Origin of the sequence: Bacteroides nordii, from assembly GCF_019930665.1 — a bacterium.
GTDB classification, from domain to species: Bacteria; Bacteroidota; Bacteroidia; order Bacteroidales; family Bacteroidaceae; genus Bacteroides; species Bacteroides nordii.
Window position 1 is genome coordinate 407,260 of record NZ_CP082886.1, and the last position, 18,149, is coordinate 425,408.

General features: G+C 42.4%; 15 protein-coding genes. 2 read left to right on the forward strand and 13 right to left on the reverse strand.

Going from position 1 to position 18,149, the window contains the following annotated elements:
- Positions 1-16: 16 nt before the first annotated feature.
- From K8P02_RS01520 to K8P02_RS01545, 6 genes are all read right to left on the reverse strand, one after another.
- Positions 17-832, reverse strand: a complete 816-nt coding sequence (locus K8P02_RS01520) for a hypothetical protein (protein WP_223381903.1) — start codon at positions 830-832, stop codon at positions 17-19.
- A 93-nt stretch (positions 833-925) separates the two neighbouring features.
- Positions 926-2,104, reverse strand: coding sequence for a TolC family protein (locus tag K8P02_RS01525; protein WP_195660982.1), 1,179 nt, complete (start codon positions 2,102-2,104; stop codon positions 926-928).
- Between the two features lie 9 nt (positions 2,105-2,113).
- Complete coding sequence (locus tag K8P02_RS01530) at positions 2,114-5,260, reverse strand: efflux RND transporter permease subunit (RefSeq protein ID WP_025866502.1); 3,147 nt, start codon at positions 5,258-5,260, stop codon at positions 2,114-2,116.
- 150 nt (positions 5,261-5,410) lie between these two features.
- The gene (locus tag K8P02_RS01535) at positions 5,411-6,643 is read right to left on the reverse strand and encodes an efflux RND transporter periplasmic adaptor subunit (protein WP_025866501.1); all 1,233 of its coding nucleotides are present in this window, start codon (positions 6,641-6,643) and stop codon (positions 5,411-5,413) included.
- A gap of 120 nt (positions 6,644-6,763) precedes the next feature.
- On the reverse strand, positions 6,764-7,168 hold the full coding sequence (locus K8P02_RS01540; protein ID WP_182416590.1) for a DUF6769 family protein: 405 nt from the start codon (positions 7,166-7,168) through the stop codon (positions 6,764-6,766).
- Positions 7,169-7,442: 274 nt separating this feature from the next.
- Entirely contained in the window at positions 7,443-9,080 is a 1,638-nt protein-coding gene (locus K8P02_RS01545) for an ABC-F family ATP-binding cassette domain-containing protein (protein ID WP_223381905.1), read from the reverse strand.
- A gap of 210 nt (positions 9,081-9,290) precedes the next feature.
- On the opposite strand from K8P02_RS01545, the gene K8P02_RS01550 reads away from it, so the two are divergent.
- A complete protein-coding gene (locus K8P02_RS01550) occupies positions 9,291-9,689 on the forward strand; it encodes a response regulator (protein ID WP_007484281.1) in 399 nt (132 codons plus the stop codon).
- 237 nt (positions 9,690-9,926) lie between these two features.
- Here K8P02_RS01550 and K8P02_RS01555 read toward each other — a convergent pair whose 3' ends face one another.
- The 7 genes from K8P02_RS01555 to gap form a co-directional block, all read right to left on the reverse strand.
- Positions 9,927-10,715: a histidinol-phosphatase gene (locus tag K8P02_RS01555; RefSeq protein ID WP_025866500.1), complete on the reverse strand. Its 789-nt coding sequence runs from the start codon at positions 10,713-10,715 to the stop codon at positions 9,927-9,929.
- On the reverse strand, positions 10,712-11,245 hold the full coding sequence (locus tag K8P02_RS01560; RefSeq protein WP_025866499.1) for a 5-formyltetrahydrofolate cyclo-ligase: 534 nt from the start codon (positions 11,243-11,245) through the stop codon (positions 10,712-10,714). Before K8P02_RS01560 ends, K8P02_RS01555 begins: the two co-directional genes overlap by 4 nt.
- Positions 11,157-12,902 carry a S41 family peptidase gene (locus K8P02_RS01565; protein WP_007484283.1) on the reverse strand — a complete coding sequence of 582 codons (1,746 nt, stop codon included), beginning with the start codon at positions 12,900-12,902 and terminating at the stop codon, positions 11,157-11,159. The genes K8P02_RS01560 and K8P02_RS01565 overlap by 89 nt, the downstream gene beginning before the upstream one ends.
- Before the next feature lie 89 nt (positions 12,903-12,991).
- Positions 12,992-13,417, reverse strand: a complete 426-nt coding sequence (locus K8P02_RS01570) for a dCMP deaminase family protein (RefSeq protein WP_007484284.1) — start codon at positions 13,415-13,417, stop codon at positions 12,992-12,994.
- Positions 13,418-13,430: 13 nt separating this feature from the next.
- Complete coding sequence (locus K8P02_RS01575; protein ID WP_025866498.1) at positions 13,431-13,940, reverse strand: DUF4847 family protein; 510 nt, start codon at positions 13,938-13,940, stop codon at positions 13,431-13,433.
- An 8-nt stretch (positions 13,941-13,948) separates the two neighbouring features.
- On the reverse strand, positions 13,949-16,075 hold the full coding sequence (locus K8P02_RS01580; RefSeq protein ID WP_226812560.1) for a M3 family metallopeptidase: 2,127 nt from the start codon (positions 16,073-16,075) through the stop codon (positions 13,949-13,951).
- Between the two features lie 426 nt (positions 16,076-16,501).
- A complete protein-coding gene (gene gap, locus K8P02_RS01585; RefSeq protein ID WP_002559487.1) occupies positions 16,502-17,503 on the reverse strand; it encodes a type I glyceraldehyde-3-phosphate dehydrogenase in 1,002 nt (333 codons plus the stop codon).
- Between the two features lie 137 nt (positions 17,504-17,640).
- On the opposite strand from gap, the gene mscL reads away from it, so the two are divergent.
- Positions 17,641-18,084: a large-conductance mechanosensitive channel protein MscL gene (gene mscL / locus K8P02_RS01590; RefSeq protein ID WP_002559488.1), complete on the forward strand. Its 444-nt coding sequence runs from the start codon at positions 17,641-17,643 to the stop codon at positions 18,082-18,084.
- The last annotated feature ends 65 nt before the right edge of the window (positions 18,085-18,149 follow it).

Below are 18,149 nucleotides of genomic sequence, written 5' to 3' on the forward strand. Positions count from 1 at the left end.
ACTGTGTTCTTTCCGGTTAAGGCAATATTCCTTCCGGCATTTCCAGTCCGGTGAATGAAAAGCCCAACTGCCTTCCTGTTCCTTCTTCTTCCAGAATGTAAGAAGGAGGAGGCTCTGGCGATGTCCGTGTATCTCCTGTCGGGGGAGTATCCCAGTTCAGATTCAGGTTCTTGTCCAACCGGTGGAGTATATACGGATTGCCGTGAAGGATGAACTTATGTGAACCGGTCAAGGCTTCTGCGTGCTCCACACTCTCTGTAAAGGTGAGTGTCATATTGGCCTGGTCGTCCATTCCCGGTTCGAGTACATAATTTCCTTTTGCTACCAGTACCAACCCGGATGAAAAGGCTGTTTGAGGCCCCTGTTTGAAGAAATATGCATCCCGTGCACGATTGTTGATAAGAAACATATCCGAAATACCGGGCAGCATCTCTGCCGTACCATTCTCAGACAGTGAAGATCCATATCCACGGGATAGCCGCATTGTTTCGTAATTATCCACAACTTTAATTGTCAAAAGACAACTTTCCAGCGTTGCATAGTCTGTGACTTTCAAGGTCGTTTTTCCCGTAAGGATTCCCCGGACGTAGATAGCACTGCCACCCGGAGTCGACCATCCCTGTTCCACTTGTGCACTGACAAGGCGTTGATCTTTTACTTCTAATGAGTAATCACCGTTTCCGCTTTCCAACCCCAGGTAGCGTATACCTCCCATAGGGACTTCGTATGTGTCGTTATAAAAGCGGAGCGGACTGTTGTTGTCGTCCTTACATGCGCTCAGCAGAGTAAGGATACAGCACAAAGCTGTCTGATAGAAATGTTTAGGTATCATAATCAGTATTTTATGTTTGCTGCAAATATAATGTATTCTTCTATCTTCGTCAACAAAAATCTTCAAACAATGTCTGGCAAAGTAGAATAGATTCTACAATTGATTCTTATATATCTTCGCCATCGCTTTCTGATATTGGTTTTCCAGTTGCAGATAGTTTTGTTTGCTTTGGTATACTACCGAAACTTCTACAAAGTACTCAATCATACTGATCTGCCCACCGGTCAGTGCTTGTTTCAGCATTTCGAGGTCTTGCTGTGCCTGGAAGGTTTTTTCGTACTCGTCCATTGAACTGCGCAAAGTTTGTGCCTCCTGATAAAGTTGTGCTACTTGTGATTCTGCCTGTAGCATGGCGCTTTCCTTTAGGAAATCTGTGTTCATGGCTTGTGCTTTCGCTATCTTTACTTTACTTTTGTTTTCAAAGATCGGAAAAGAGAAACCTACCACTACACCATTGAAAGGAGTACCCGATTCGGTATTCCGGCGGTATCCTAACTCCAGTTTCGGCAACCAGCCTTGTTTGTTGACACCAATCTGCTTACGGGCAGCTGCACTCTCACTGGCAAGTGTCTGCAGGGTTGGATCTGCAGCGAGTACTTCCGCTTTAAGCATCTGATAGTCCGAAGGGAAGATAACCGCCGGATATGTATTCCCTTCAAATACTACAGGAATATTTCCATTCAGGGTATTCAGTTCCTGAAGCTTGTTACGCAAGGCTGTTTCGTTTAGCGAAGCCTCTGTTTTGACGTTTAGCAGTTCCAGGTTGATCTTGTTCGTTTCAATAATGTTGGCATCGCCTGTTTGCAAGCGTTTCTTGTACATTGCCGAAAGCTCTTCCGCATTACGTAAACGTTCTTGTAAGATCTGCTTTTGCTGGCGAAGCATGATAATGTCCAGACATACTTCCTTGGCCTGTAGCAGGATACCTTGCCGGAAGATACTTGCCTGTCCGTCGAAAGAGCTTGTTTTCAGACGATTCAGTTTTGCACGGCTGGCGTAGAGGCTGGGAAAGTCGAAGCTTTGAGAAACAACAAGCTCTCCGATTGTCTCATTTTTGTCTTTTGCGCCCCAAAGGTGTGCATAAGAGAGACTGGGATCTGCAAGGTTATTATCAGTCTTTGCTTCCAGTTTCTGTGAAGAGATAAGCTGGGCGTTTGCCTGCAACTCCTTATTGTTCGCTTCGATATTCCGAAGCACCTGTTCTATGTTACTTTGTGCCTGCACTCCTGCAATGGCAAGGAGTGTGGCAGTAAATATCGTTATTTTTTTCATTTCATTCTATTATTTATTCTTTTCATTAGAGATATTCCCACCATCTGTCGTTTGGCGTATCTCCTCCTTCTGTGGGGAGCGGCGATGCATCATCAGGTAAACAATGGGAATGATAAATCCGTTCAGGAAAGTCGATGTTAAAAGACCTCCTAAGATTACTTTTGCCATTGGACTTTGTATCTCGTTACCCGGCAGATCGCCACTCAGCGCCAGTGGTATCAGCGCCAGAGCACTGGAAAGTGCTGTCATCAAGATAGGATTCAACCGGTCCAGTGAGCCATGAATTACACTATCGTATACTCCCATACCCTCTTCCTGTTGCAGGTGATTGTAATGGCTGATAAGTAACATACCATTACGTGTAGCGATACCAAACAGAGAGATAAATCCGATGATGGCCGGGATACTGACTTCACCTGTGGTGATGAGTAGCGCAAATACGCCACCAATCAGCGCCAACGGCAAGTTCAGCAGAATCACTCCGGACTCTTTTACACTCCGGAACTCATGGTACAGCAGTAAGAAGATTATAACGATACTCATGAAGGAAGTCAAGGCCAGCGTGCGGCTTGCTGCCTGTTCGCTTTCAAATTGCCCTCCATATTCAATATGGTACCCTTCCGGGAGCTTTACGGAGGTATCTATCTTTTTCTGTATATCATTTACTACGCTGCGAAGGTCGCGGTCGGCTACGTTTGCAGAAATCACAATCTTACGTTTCACGTTTTCACGGTTAATGGTATTGGGACCCATAGCCGAAACAACATCAGCTACGTAACTTAGGGGTACCTTCTTTCCGTCCGATGTATCTACCATCAGGTTACGTATCTTCTCGGCTTCATCACGGAAGTTATCTTTCACTTTAACAATGAGATCGAATGCCTTGCCTTTTTCGTAAACCTGTGAAATGACTTCACCTGCCAATGCTACATTGATATATTCCGAGAATTCCGGCAGGGTGATACCATATTTGGCAAGCATTTCACGTTTCGGAGTGATTTTTAGCTGTGGGCGTTCAATCTGTTGTTCCACATTCAGGTCGGCAATACCGGGAATACCTTCAATAGCCCCTTTTATTTCATTACCTAAAGAGAACATTTTGTTTAAGTCATCTCCGAAAAGCTTAATAGCGATATTGGCTTTTGTTCCGGATAGCATAGCGTCGATACGGTGGCTGATAGGCTGGCCGATCTCGATATTTGCTCCGGTGATTGTACCCAGTTTCTCACGTACATCTGCAATGAGCTCACTGCGCGAACGGTCTTTCAGTTCAAATGGTGCTTCTATCTCCGAGGTATTCACTCCTAGGGCATGTTCATCCAGTTCGGCACGACCTGTTTTACGGGCCACGGTCTGTATCTCAGGAATAGTTAATAGCAACATTTCCGCACGGTGTCCCATTTTGTTACTCTCTTCCAGAGAGATACCCGGCAGCGAAGATATATTGATGGTAAATGAACCTTCGTTGAAAGGCGGTAAGAAGGAGCGTCCTAACGTGAAGAAACATCCCAAAGCAACAATAAACAGAGCAATGGTACTTCCCAACGTGATTCGTTTGTGATTAAGTACCCATCTCAATGCTTTTTCATAAACACCTTTCAACCAGCGTGCTACGAATGCTTCTTTGGGGATTTTGTCACTCTTGTTTCTGCCTAACAGGTAAGAGCATAGTACCGGAGTAACCGTTAAAGCCACTATTGTAGAAGCGAACAGTGCCACAATAAAAGCAACGCCCAGCGGTACTAACATACGTCCTTCCATACCTGTAAGGAAAAAGAGGGGTACGAAACTCACTACAATGATCAGTGTAGAGTTCAGAATAGGCATACGTACCTCTTTGGAAGCATTGAATACCACGTCGAGTACCGGGAGACGTTCAGTCTCCGATTTCATCCGGTTTTCACGGAGTCGTTTATATACGTTTTCTACATCTACAATAGCATCGTCCACCAATGAACCGATTGCAATTGCCATACCGCCAAGACTCATTGTGTTGATAGTCATCCCCATATAGTGAAGGGTGAGAATGGAAACAATCAGTGAAATGGGCAGTGTTACCAGTGAAATAATTGTGGTTCGTACGTTTGCCAGAAACAGGAAGAGCACGATCACAACGAAGATACCCCCTTCCAACAATGACTTTTTCACGTTTCCGATGGAGCTTTCGATAAAACGGCTTTGGCGGAAGATATCGGTAGAAACCTTTACATCCGCAGGGAGGTTCTTCTGTAAATCCTTTAAAGAAGCTTCCAGTTTATCCGTCAGTTCCAGTGTACTGGTAGAAGGTTGTTTGGTAACTGTCAGCAATACAGCAGGTTTTCCCCGTTCCGAGGCCGTACCCAACTTCGGAGCTTTTGCTCCGATGGCTACGTCTGCTATATCTTCCAATAGTACAGGTACGGTATTGATACTCTTTACTACGGCTTTTCCCAGCTGATCTGCCTTATCTGTAGAGAGTACTCCGCGTACTATATATTCGTTTCCATATTCATAAAGTACTCCACCGTTGGCGTTGAGATTCATATCCCGGGTGGTGTTCATTACTTCACCCATAGATACCCCATAGTGACGCATCCGTTCCGGGTCGAGTTGTATTTGATACTCTTTCAAGTCGCCACCCAAAACGGCTACTTGTGCCACACCTCCTGTTGAAAGCAGACGCGGACGAATTGTCCAGTCGGCGATAGTACGCAGGTCGAGCATAGATGTTGAATCTGCCGTAAGGCCGATAATCAGCATCTCACCCAATATGGAAGACTGTGGTCCCAGTGTTGGTTTGCCCACATTGGCGGGCAATGATTCATTGACTACTGCGAGCTTTTCGCTTACAATCTGCCGGGCCAGATAAATATCCGTTCCCCAGTCAAATTCTACCCAAACTACAGAAAATCCATTTGTGGAAGAAGAGCGTACGCGGCGCACGCCTGTTGCACCATTTACAGAAGTTTCTACGGGAAAGGTGACGAGCTGTTCCACTTCTTCAGCTGCCATTCCATTGGCCTCAGTCATGATGACCACTGTTGGCGCATTGAGGTCGGGGAATACGTCCACTTCTGTATGCATTGCGGTATACGTACCGCCAATCAGCAACAACACCGAGGCCACGAGTACCAGGATGCGGTTCTGAAGAGAGAAATGTATAATTTTATTTAACATGAAATGATTTACAATTAGACAATTTACAATTTACGATTGAAATTACAATTATTTACGATTGGACAATTTACGATTTACGATTGAAATTACTTTGATTTACAATCTCTTTCATCAATCGTAAATTGTAAATCGTCCAATCGTAAATCTTTTTTAGTGTTCATGGCTATGTGCCGGTATCGCATTACTTGCCGAAGCCAGTTTCACCTGGTAGGCACCGTTGACAACAACAGGATCGCCCGCTTTGACACCTGTCAGTATCTGTACGCTTTGCCCATTATCTGCACCCAGCGTCACTTCCTGCTTTTTATAGCCTTCTTCATCCAGTTGCAAATAGACAAAGAATAATCCTTGCTCCTCTGTCAGTGCAGTGCGAGGGAGCGAGATAACATTTTCCATCGGGGTTGACAGTAGATATACCTCTACAAACGAACCGGGAATAATATCTCCTTTGTTGTCAAACTCAAATGTTACCGGAACATAGAATGAATTATCTCCGGCAGACTTGCCAAACGAAAGGAGGCGTCCGCTTAATTCTTTCAGTGCATACACCTTATTATCATACGGCGTTTTGAAGTTAGCCGAACCAATAGTGCGCAGATATGGGTAGTATTTCTCTGAAACTTCTGCGCGCAGGAAAAGACGACGGTTTTGTGTTACGCTGACCAACGGTTGTCCGATGGTAACATAATCTCCCTCTTTGACTAAGATATTTTTCACATATCCGCCGATAGGAGAAGATATGGCTTGTCCGCCTTTGGTATTTCCTTTGGCGAGTGCTTCGTAGCTGATACGGGCATTCTCGTAATTTTGTTCGGCTTGTGCGAAATCTTTGTCGGATACGATTTTGTTTTTAACCAACGCTTTCATACGTTCGTATTCTTTCTTTGAGATTTCATAGGCAATACGGGCACGTTGCACCGGGTCACCATCTGCTATATTACTGGATGAGATGGTTAGCAGGGTACTGCCTTTCCCTACACTCATGCCCTCGGTAACTTTACCATGAAAGCTGACAACACCGGCTACCGTAGCTACGGCTACGCTTTCGTCTCCCTGTGCGGCAAGTACTTGTCCGCTGGTCTTTATCACTTGTTCAAAAGTTCCCGGTTCGATGGTACTCACCTTCACGCCGGCAGCTTCTGCCTTAGCTTTGGGAAGAATAATTTCATCGCTATGTTCGCTTTCGGAAGCTTCGCTACCGTGATTATGCCCTTCGCATTCTTTGGTGGCACTGTGTCCTTCATTTTCGTGGTCGTGTCCTTCGTGGTCATGGTCATGAGCCTCGGTACCATGATTGTGTTCTTCGGGATTATTCCCCGGTTTGCTGTTGCAGGAGCCCAGAATAAACAATCCCAGAACTCCCATAAAGATAAGTTTCTTCATGATTATATAATATACATTCTTAATGATTTCGTTTTGTAAATTCGTCACAATTCACCCTGCAAAAGTAGAAATTCGCGGGCGCAACTGTCTTGCAAACAATGTAATAACTACATTGTTTAGTTAGATGAATGTAGAGGGAGGGGCACGAAGTCCGAAGGCACGAGTGATATTCGTGCCGTGTAAAGACTCTCGGTAGACATATTCGTTTGTGAATTGTTTTTCCTGAGGTCGGAGTAGATTTTCAATTATAAAGTCGGTGAATAAGATAGCAACAAACATGTGTTGTGGTCCCAATTCTACCTGCGCACTGGGTGCAGGAGATGAAAAACGCGCCAGACATTCGTCACTGCAGCAGGAGTCATTTTCCCGGTGGTGATTGTGTACAGGGCATTGTTCTTCAGGTGTTACATCATGTTTCATGCAGATCATCCCATTGGCATGGTGATGATGGGGAACAAGGGGTACTGCCAGCATAATGATGCTGATGACAAATAGAATATAGAATATGTACCTTTTGTTCTTCAAGTTTAAATCTTTAATCGGTTGGCAAAGATAGGATTTACCTTATCGAATAGCAAATTATAGTACTTAAAATATTAAAAAGATAATTTGGAGGGATTTCACCACAGAGGCTCACAGAGTTCCACAGAGTATTATTATTCAATAAAACGCAGATTAACGCGGATTTGCACAAAGAAAGACGAGATAGAATAACAGTCTTTTAATTTGCGCAAATTCGCGTTAATCCGCGTTTCAAAATATACCCATCGCTTGGCCTACTTCCCCGTGCGGGAAGCACTTATTTTTTTTCTAATTCTTGCAGAGAGTCCATCTTTTTCTTTTCCAGGAATTCGTAGATGCCGCATAAGTGTTCTTTTACTTTCTTGTTGCCGAATTCGTATACTTTTGTCACCAGTCCATCCAAGAAGTCACGGTCATGTGAAACGACAATCAACGTACCGTCAAAATCAATCAGAGCCTGTTTTAGGATATCCTTTGTTTTGAGGTCAAGATGATTGGTAGGCTCATCCAGAATCAGCAGGTTTACCGGTTCGAGCAATAGCTTAATCATAGCTAAACGTGTACGTTCGCCTCCCGATAGTACTTTCACCTTCTTCATTGACTCTTCCGGTCCGCCAAACATGAAAGCTCCTAACAGGTCGCGTATCTTATTACGGATTTCTCCTTTAGCCACATCGTCGATGGTCTGGAATACGGTTAGGTTCTCGTCTAACAGTGAGGCCTGGTTCTGTGCGAAGTATCCTATCTGTACGTTGTGTCCCAGAGTCAATGTACCCTCATGTTCGATTTCTTTCATGATACATTTCACTAATGTGGATTTACCTTCACCGTTTTTTCCGACAAATGCTACCTTATCTCCGCGTTCTATAGTAAGTGAAGCATTTTTGAATACTGTATGTTCGCCATAGGTTTTACCTACATTGTCCATAATTACCGGATAACTACCCGAGCGGGGAGAAGGTGGAAATTTCAGGCGTAAAGCCGATGTATCTTCTTCGTCCACTTCCAGCAATACCAATTTCTCGAGCATCTTCACACGGCTTTGTACTTGCAGGGTTTTGGAGTATGTTCCTTTAAACCGTTCTATGAATTCGGTGGTTTCGGCAATGAATTTCTGTTGTTCGTCATACTGTTTTTGCTGCTGCACACGACGTTCTGCGCGTAATTGCAGGTATTGGGAATAGTTAACTTTATAGTCATAGATGCGTCCCATTGTCACTTCGATGGTACGGGTGGTGATGTTATCGACGAATTTACGGTCATGGCTGATTACGATTACCGCTTTACCATTGTTGGTGAGGAAGTCTTCCAGCCATTGTATAGACTCAATATCCAGGTGATTGGTCGGCTCGTCCAGTAGCAATACGTCCGGCTTTTTCAGTAACAGTTTTGCCAGTTCGATGCGCATACGCCAGCCACCGCTGAAGTCACTTGTCTGCCGATGGAAGTCCTCACGCACGAAACCGAGTCCTAATAATGCTTTTTCTACATCCTCTTCATAGTTGGTTGCATCAATCGAATAGAACTTTTCACTCAGTGATGAAACCTTTTCAATCAGTTCCATATAACTGTCGCTTTCGTAATCAGTGCGGGTCTCCAGCTCTTTATTTAATTGTTCTATTTCGGCCTCCATTTCATGCAGATGAGCGAACGCCTGTGCTGTTTCCTCAAATACGGTACGTCCGTCTTCGGTCATTAAATGCTGTGGAAGATAAGCAATAACACACTCTTTGGGAGCTGAAATATTCCCTCGGGTCGGTTGGCGGACTCCTGCCAATATTTTAAGCAGTGTGCTTTTACCTGCTCCGTTTTTACCCATCAGGGCAATACGGTCTTTTTCGTTAATTACAAAAGAAATATCACTAAATAAGGTGGTTCCGCCGAATTCTACGGCAACTCCGTCTACTGAAATCATATATGTTCGTTAAAATGAGGTGCAAAGATAATGCAAACCGGGAGCAGAATAAAATGAACGAGTTCATTTTTTATGCCAAGGTGCAGCTTATCTTCGCTTTTTTGGCAAAGATAATCATTTATATTATTTTTTTTTATAACTTGCGCGCTGAATGCGTATGATATAATTACGATATACTAATATGTACACGCGAATATAACAATCATTATAATGGAAAATGAATCAACAACAGACTTCCGTCCGCTAATACTGGTGGCGGAAGACGATGACAGTAATTTCAAATTGATAAAGGCTATCATAGGAAAAAAATGTGATATCCTGTGGGCTAAGAACGGAGAGGAAATAGTGAAATTGTTCAATGAGAATCGTGGCAAAGCTGCAGCGATACTTATGGATATTAAAATGCCGATAATGACTGGTTTGGACGCAACAGTGATTATTCGTAAAGAGGATCAGAAAATACCTATCATAATGCAGACTGCATATGCATTCAGTTCCGATAAAGAAAATGCAATGAAATGTGGAGCTACAGAGGTATTGGTGAAACCCATTACATTGAGTATTTTGAGGAATTGCCTGACGAGTTATTTCCCGGATTTAAAGTGGTAACTGAAATGGCTTGCCTTATAGGCAGCTGAATTTTATAACTTGCATTATAAATATGAGCTACAGGTAGAATGGTATGCATTCACTTGTAGCTCATGTTTTATAAGATTGTACACTTATGCATGACAATATTGTACACTTTGGTATAACAAGAATGTACCCTCTTGTTATGTAAAAATGTACATTCTTATAAGTCTTGATTATTAGAGAGTTATGAACGTATTCTTTTCACTGAATAACTCATTCGTTCAAGCGGGGAAGTGTATCAATTGTTTTTATTTTCAATAGTTTCAGGTTTTCACAAGCCTGATCGTAATATCCTGAATATTCCAGTGATTTAGTGTCGTGTGCATCTACTCCAATGATGGCTGTGCAACCCTCGTTAACAGCAATATGCCAAAACTCCGGGTGTGGATAGGTCAGAGTGCCAAAAGCCTGGTTGTGGTCCATCATTCCTATATTATATTCCAAAGGGATATTAAGCCGGGCAGCTGTGCGGCAAATGTGCCGGCTAATTAATTTACAGTGGGAATCAAATTCCGGATAAGAACGCATGAAAAGATCAGGGTGGGCCAAGTAAGCAAACAGACCGCTTTCCATTCCTTCGATTGCACTCTCTTCGTAGAGTTCGAGCATGTCTGGTGTGGTAGTGTTACGTCCGAAGTAGGGAAATTTTTCGTCTGTGTGGAAATGATGATTGCCAAAGATGATAAAATCGAGCTTATATTCTTTTATCAGTTCTTTCAGCCAATGTATGTATTCAGGAAAATATTCGCATTCCAATCCTAAATGTATCTTTATCCGGTCTTTATATTTTTCTTGCAGGCTCCGGATACTCTCTACATATTCAGGGAATTCTTCAGGAGTCATCCGGATATCTGATACATAGTCCGTATGATACTTCCACGGACTATGGTCTGAGAACCCTACTATCTGATAACCTCCTTTGATGGCACTTAAAACAAATTCTTCGTCACTCCCTGTCGCATGGTGGCAGCGGGTAGTATGGGTGTGGTAATTAGTTTTCATTTTGTTATAATTTCATCCATGCAGATGTCAAACGGCTCTGCAGGTACCTCTTCAAGCAATTGAAAGGGAAAACATATTCCAAGTTTTGTGGCTGTAATGTGGGGGAGGAGTTTGTCGTAATAACCCTTACCTCTTCCTAACCGATGTCCGGTTTGGTCAAAAGCGACGCCCGGAACTACTGCCAGTTCAATGGAATCATAGTCGGTGAACAATTTTCCGGTAGGTTCGGCGATACCATAAGAACCGATAATCAGATCCTGGGGGCTTGTATAAAGTCGTAGTTCCAGATAATCTCCAACAACGACAGGTAATATTATCCTTTTTCTTTCACTCCACTTCTCAATGAAGGAGTGGGTCTGGACTTCATCCTTCAAGGAGTGGTAGAGTAGTATGGTGTTTGCTGCCTGGAAAGCCGGATGACTTTCCAGGTTAGCTAAAATATCAGCAGAGAGTGCCTTCAGCGTAGAGTCGCAATACCGGGTTTTCTCTTGCGCTATCAGCTTGCGCAGTTCTTTTTTTCTTTCCTTCATCGTTTTTCTTGATTTCCGGTTCTTCAACTATTTCCGGTGCTTTGGGGAAAGCCTCACCTTTTTCCAGCAAATCCAATCCTTTCTTCACAGTCGGATCTGTCAGGTTGGAATATTTGATATAAGCTTCTTTTCCCAACATATTGTAAATGATGTTTCCGAAGATATTCTTTTCCAGTAGTTTATATGACTTCTGAATGAGTATATTTCTTCTCTTAACGCCTTTTGTTTCGGCATAACGAACGAATTGCTCAACGAGCCCCTGCTGACGCAGGTAGTTTACGAGTGATTCTTCCGTATCGTATTTACTTAGTTTCTCGCGGTTGTTGTCCGTATACTGGAATGTAAAGAGGATAGTCAACCCCTTGTTTAGTACGGTAGACAAGTAGGAGGTGACACCGGTAGTATCTTGTGGCACAAATACGTCGGGCATAATACCGCCACCACCGTATACAGGGCGTCCTAACCCGGTTGAGTAGCGCTGTGATTCGTCCAGTTTTATACTGTCACGTGAGAAAAATTCTCCGTGGGTATAACGGTTGTACAAATCCATTTCATAATTGCGGTCTTTTCCATTTTCGTATGGGCGCTGTATACAACGTCCTGACGGAGTGTAGTAACGGGCAATTGTTAGACGAATGGCAGAACCGTCGCTGAAATCGATGGGTTGCTGTACCAGTCCTTTACCGAATGAACGACGTCCTACGATAGTTCCACGGTCGTTATCCTGAATAGCACCCGAGAAAATTTCGCTGGCAGAAGCCGATCCTTCGTCCACAAGAACAACCAATGGGAGATTCTGGCAGCTTCCTGTTCCGTTAGCAACTTCATCCAGACGTTTGTATTTACGTCCCTGTGCATAAACAATTAATTTTCCTTGCGGCAGAAACTCATTTACCATTCGTGTGGCAGCATCCATATATCCTCCGGTGTTTCCACGAAGATCTATGATAAGTCCTTTGCAATTCTTATGATTCAGTTGTGCGAGAGCATTTAATAATTCTACGTGCGACGTGCGTCCGAATTTACTGATTTGGATATATCCGAAATCATCGTTCAGCATGTATGCGGCATCTATTGTGTTCTGCGGGATATCGCCACGGGTAATCGTGAAATTGATCAGGTCTTTTTCGGTTGCACGCTTAATACCTAATTTTACCTGACTGCCTTTCGGTCCTTTCAGTTTACGCATGGCCCGTTCGTTGGTGACTTCTTTTCCAACAAAGAGGCTATCATCTACGGTTACAATACGGTCACCTGCCATTAGTCCTACTTTTTCGGAAGGTCCGCCGGGAATAACGGCATTTACATGTATGGTATCGTATTGTATTGTAAACTGGATACCTATTCCACTAAAACTTCCTTCCAATTCAGAGTTTACTTCTTCCAGATTTTGTGCTGGAATGTAGGTTGAATGCGGATCAAGTTCAGCCAGAATCTGAGGCATTGCTTTTTCTACAAGGTCTGTCATGTTCACCGTATCTACATATTGGTCATCAACAATACGGAGTAAAGCATTCAACTTATTGGATGATCCGTTGATAATGCCTAAGCGATTGCCTGCAAAATGTTTGGCGTAGAACGTTCCGATGAGGATTCCGATTACTACGCTGATAGCAATGATGACAGGGGTAAAACGGGAAGAGTTTTTTGTACTCATGCTTTTTTATTAGTTATTAGTTAGTAGTTGCAAGCTGCGGGGAGCTATGCTATAACTGCGGTTTGCTGTTTTTTCTTTTTTTGTTATTGTTACTCGTGGTCGGTTGTCACAAATATGACTTCTATTCCGGCCCGTTTGAGTAATTCAATTCCATCTTCCAGACGATAATGCTCGGAGTAAACCACTCGTTTGATACCTGCCTGGATGATGAGTTTAGCACATTCAATACAAGGAGAGGCCGTGACGTACATGGTAGCACCATCACTGCTGTTGTTAGAACGTGCTATTTTGGTTATGGCGTTTGCTTCGGCATGAAGCACATAGGGCTTTGTGACATTGTTTTCATCTTCACAGACATTCTCGAAGCCGGAAGGCGTTCCGTTATATCCGTCGGAAATGATCATTTTGTCCTTGACAATCAATGCTCCTACTTTGCGCCGTTGGCAATACGAATTTTCAGCCCAGATGCTGGCCATACGTATATAACGTTTATCTAATTCTGATTGTTTATCCATTATCATATGTGTTTTATCTTTCGGGTGCAAATGTAATGCACAGAGTTTCTGTATTATATTCAAAATAGAGGTACAAATTGTATTCATCTCCTTCATAGGAGGTTGCTTTGGTTATTGCTTCGATGATGAACTGCCCCAATTTGTCATTTGAATCGGTCACCCTTTTATCTTTTACAGTTGTTCGGAAAGTTTGTTTTTCGCCATTTGCTTCCCATGTACCGTTCATAACCACAGAACCGGAACCGTTGAAGTCACCATTGATCCTGTTTTCACTTGTACTGCCTGTGAAAGTTATCCGGAATGCCCTTGTTCCGGTGGTTGGATCATAAGACAAATAGTTCTTTTCGTCTACTCCCGGAAAAGTATACCATCTATGTTCACCCTTTTTGGTGATATAGGTCATCTTCCATGTTTTCCCTGTGAATATCTTTTGCACATCATCCGTATCATTACATCCGCTTAAAGCTGGAATCAGCATGATTGCAAACAATATTCCGATATATTTCAATATTTGTTTCTTCATCTTGGTTTCTAATCTTCAGTTTTTTTATTTCCAGTGTTTTCTTTAATGCCATTTCTGATGAGCAATGCGTCAATTGTAGGCTCTTGTCCACGGAAGCGCTTATAAAGTATCATTGGATGTTCTGTTCCACCTTTTGACAGAATATTGTTGCGGAATGATTCGGCAACTTCTCTGTTAAATATACCTTTCTGTTTAAACAACGAGAAAGCATCCGCATCCAATACCTCCGCCCATTTATAACTGTAATATCCGGCAGAGTATCCTCCGGCAAAGATGTGTGAGAACTGTGTACTCATACAGGCATCTTTCACAACCGGTAATATTTGTGCTTTGGCCCATGATTGTTGTTCGTACTCTTTCACATCTCCTTCAAAAGGAGCATTACGGGTATACCATGCCATATCCAACAAACCGAAACTAACCTGACGCAGACAAGCATAGGCAGCATTGAAATTGGAGGCATCTACCAGCCGTTTTATCAGTTCTTCGGGTAGCTTTTCGTCCGTCTGATAGTGTTGGGCAAACGTATTAAGGAACTCTTTTTCGATAGCAAAGTTTTCCATAATTTGTGAAGGTAACTCTACAAAATCCCAATAAACACTGGTGCCGCTGAGGCTCTCGTAAGTAGAATTTGCAAACATGCCATGCAGGCTGTGCCCGAATTCATGGAGAAATGTTTCCACTTCGTCAAAAGTCAGTAAGGCGGGTTTGTTTCCTGTTGGTTTTGTAAAGTTCATCACGATAGACACATGTGGCCGGCTGTTTTCTCCTGTCTTTTCGTCTATCCATTGGCCTTTATATTCGGTCATCCACGCACCTGCACGTTTTCCTGTACGTGGATGGAAGTCTGTATAAAGTATGGCGAGCGTTTTATTGTCTTTGTCAAGTACCTCATAGGCATCCACATCCTTGTGATAAACCGGAATATCGATGTTTTTTTTGAAGGTAATTCCATACAGGCGGGTTGCCAGGCCAAATACTCCTTCTTTTACTTTTTCCAGTTCAAAATAAGGACGCAACATTTCTTCATTGATATTGAACTTCTTATCCTTTAGTTTATTAGAATAGTAACTCCAATCCCAAGGCATAACGGTGAACCCTGCACCTTGTTCCTGGCGTGCCAACTCCTGTACTTCCTGATATTCTTTCTTTGCAGTAGGAGTATACGCCTCTAAAAGTTGGTTGAGCAGATTGTAAACCGCATCACTGTCTTCTGCCATCCGCTTTTTCAAAGTGTATTGGGCAAAGTTTTCATATCCCAGCAATTGTGCGATAGCCATTCGGGTATTAACGAGCTTCTTTACAATATCGATATTGTTGTACTCATTGTTGTGGGTACATTTGGTATTATAAGCCATGTAAAGCTCATGACGCAGATCACGATTGTCGGCGTAAGTCATGAAAGGGATGTAACTTGGTGCCTGTAGAGTGAATACCCAGCCTTCTACACCTTTTTCTTTAGCTGTTTCAGCTGCTGCTTCTATGGCGCTTTCCGGGAGTCCGGCAAGTTGTGCTTTGTCTGTAAGCACAAGCTGATAATTATTTATCTCTTTCAGGTTGTTTTCGCTGAACTGCAATGTAAGGCTGCTCAATTCTTTCGTTAATTGACGGTATTGCTTTTTGGCTTCTCCTTGCAGATTGGCTCCCCGGCGGATAAAACCATCATATATGTTTTCGAGTAACTTGGTTTGTTCCGGAGTTAGGTTTAATTGCTCTTTTTGGTTATAGACAGCTTTTACACGTTTAAATAACTCTTCATTCAGACTGATATTGTTGCTGTGTTCACTAAGAAGTGGCATCATCTCCTGCGCCAGTGTTTGCAGATCATCATTCGTCTCTGCACTACGTAGATTACCGAATACAGTCGTTACACGATCCAATAGTTCGCCTGACTTTTCGTATGCCAGTATTGTATTGGCAAAAGTCGGTGCTTCCGGGTTATTAACGATAGCATCTATCTCAGCTGCCTGCTGACGGATTCCTTCACGGATGGCAGGCTCATAATGTTCTGTTTTTATTTTATCGAATGGGACAGTTCCATACGGTGTAGTATACTTTTCAAAAAAAGGGTTTTGGGCGTTCATCATATTAATAATAATGCAAAGTAAAATCAATATTACGTTTAGTCTCTTCATATAAGCCGGATTATGAATGATTTGGTTTATACTTATGAGTTACAAAATTACTAAAATAGTGGATATTTACAGTAGGAATGATCTGCTTTTTAACAAAGTATTAGTGAATAAGGGTTATTTCGCAGATTAATATAATTTTGTTAATTAATAGAGAGCGTTTTAGTTTTTTCTGAATGATTTCACCACAGAGTAACACAGAGTTTAAATCTTTATTAAAACACAGATAAACGTAGATTTTCGTAAAGGGAAACAAATGTATGATAAAGAACTACAGCCTTTTAATCTGCGTTTCATCAGATAAATACTACTCTGTGGAACTCTGTGTTACTCTGTGGTAAGTTTTGCTCATTTCGGATCAAAAATGAATATATAAAAAAAGCTGCTTCGGAAACCGAAGCAGCTTTACTTGAATCATATTGTGAATGATTATTTCTTAGCGATAACGCGAGCCATTTCACAAACTTTGTTTGAATAACCCCACTCGTTGTCATACCAAGATACAACTTTAGCGAAGTTAGAATCCAAAGAAATACCAGCTTTAGAATCGAAGATTGAAGTCATAGCGCAACCACGGAAGTCAGTTGAAACAACTGCATCGTCAGTATAGCCAAGGATACCCTTCAATTCGCCTTCAGAAGCTTCTTTCATAGCAGCGTTGATATCTTCTACTGTAGCAGGTTTTTCCAGAACTACTGTCAGGTCAACTACAGAAACGTCAGAAGTCGGAACACGGAATGCCATACCAGTCAGTTTACCGTTCAATACCGGCAATACTTTACCTACAGCTTTAGCAGCACCTGTTGAAGAAGGGATGATGTTTTCAAGGATACCACGACCACCTCTCCAGTCTTTCTTAGAAGGACCGTCTACTGTTTTCTGAGTAGCAGTAGCAGCGTGAACTGTAGTCATCAAACCTTTAACGATACCGAACTTGTCGTTCAATACTTTAGCGATAGGAGCCAAGCAGTTAGTAGTACAAGAAGCGTTAGAGATAATGTCCTGACCTGCGTAAGTATCGTGGTTAACACCATATACGAACATAGGAGTAGCATCCTTAGAAGGAGCAGACATGATTACTTTCTTAGCACCAGCCTGGATATGTTTGCGAGCTGTTTCGTCAGTCAGGAAGAAACCTGTTGATTCAACAACAACGTCAGCGTCAACTTCGTTCCATTTCAAGTTAGCAGGATCCATCTCTGCAGTCAAACGGATTTTGTTACCGTTTACAATCAAAGCACCGTTTTCTACAGCTACAGTACCATCAAAACGACCGTGTACTGAATCATACTTCAACATGTATGCCAAATAATCAGCATCCAACAAGTCATTGATACCTACGATTTGAATATCGTTACCAAAGTTCTTAACTGCAGCACGGAACACCATACGACCGATACGGCCGAAACCGTTAATACCTACTTTAATCATTTTGTTTAAACTTTTAAGGGTTTTATAATATTTGTTCAAATATATTTCTGAACTTGCATTTGTTTTCTAAATGCGGTGCAAAAGTAAGAAAATGTTTTTATATTCGCACACGAAATTAATATTAAATATAAAAAAAGATGGGAAAGAGTACTTTTTTACAGGACTTTAAGGCTTTTGCCATGAAGGGAAACGTGATTGATATGGCCGTCGGTGTTATCATCGGTGGAGCGTTTGGTAAGATTGTGTCATCAGTGGTGGCTGATGTCATAATGCCTCCTCTCGGATTGTTGGTCGGTGGAGTGAATTTTACGGATTTGAAGTGGGTAATGAAGCCTGCTGAGGTGGTAGATGGAAAAGAAATTGCTGCTGTGACGTTGAATTATGGGAATTTTTTGCAGGCAACTTTTGATTTCTTGATTATTGCCTTTTCTATATTCTTATTTATACGTCTGTTGACTAAACTGACTGCAAAGAAAGAAGCTGCTGCTCCTGCAACGCCTCCTGCACCGCCGGCTCCTACTAAAGAAGAGGTGTTACTGACTGAAATACGTGACTTGCTGAAGGAGCAAAAAGGAAAATAAATAGACTATTGTTCAAGTAGGTTACATAGTTTTTTATACTTTTGCAGATCATTTATTCAAAATCC

Coding starts and splice junctions, on each gene's coding strand:
- K8P02_RS01520 (WP_223381903.1), bottom strand. CDS start 832: ATGATACCTAAACATTTCTATCAGACAGCTTTGTGCTGTATCCTTACT.
- K8P02_RS01525 (WP_195660982.1), bottom strand. CDS start 2,104: ATGAAAAAAATAACGATATTTACTGCCACACTCCTTGCCATTGCAGGA.
- K8P02_RS01530 (WP_025866502.1), bottom strand. CDS start 5,260: ATGTTAAATAAAATTATACATTTCTCTCTTCAGAACCGCATCCTGGTA.
- K8P02_RS01535 (WP_025866501.1), bottom strand. CDS start 6,643: ATGAAGAAACTTATCTTTATGGGAGTTCTGGGATTGTTTATTCTGGGC.
- K8P02_RS01545 (WP_223381905.1), bottom strand. CDS start 9,080: ATGATTTCAGTAGACGGAGTTGCCGTAGAATTCGGCGGAACCACCTTA.
- K8P02_RS01550 (WP_007484281.1), top strand. CDS start 9,291: ATGGAAAATGAATCAACAACAGACTTCCGTCCGCTAATACTGGTGGCG.
- K8P02_RS01555 (WP_025866500.1), bottom strand. CDS start 10,715: ATGAAAACTAATTACCACACCCATACTACCCGCTGCCACCATGCGACA.
- K8P02_RS01560 (WP_025866499.1), bottom strand. CDS start 11,245: ATGAAGGAAAGAAAAAAAGAACTGCGCAAGCTGATAGCGCAAGAGAAA.
- K8P02_RS01565 (WP_007484283.1), bottom strand. CDS start 12,902: ATGAGTACAAAAAACTCTTCCCGTTTTACCCCTGTCATCATTGCTATC.
- K8P02_RS01570 (WP_007484284.1), bottom strand. CDS start 13,417: ATGGATAAACAATCAGAATTAGATAAACGTTATATACGTATGGCCAGC.
- K8P02_RS01575 (WP_025866498.1), bottom strand. CDS start 13,940: ATGAAGAAACAAATATTGAAATATATCGGAATATTGTTTGCAATCATG.
- K8P02_RS01580 (WP_226812560.1), bottom strand. CDS start 16,075: ATGAAGAGACTAAACGTAATATTGATTTTACTTTGCATTATTATTAAT.
- gap (WP_002559487.1), bottom strand. CDS start 17,503: ATGATTAAAGTAGGTATTAACGGTTTCGGCCGTATCGGTCGTATGGTG.
- mscL (WP_002559488.1), top strand. CDS start 17,641: ATGGGAAAGAGTACTTTTTTACAGGACTTTAAGGCTTTTGCCATGAAG.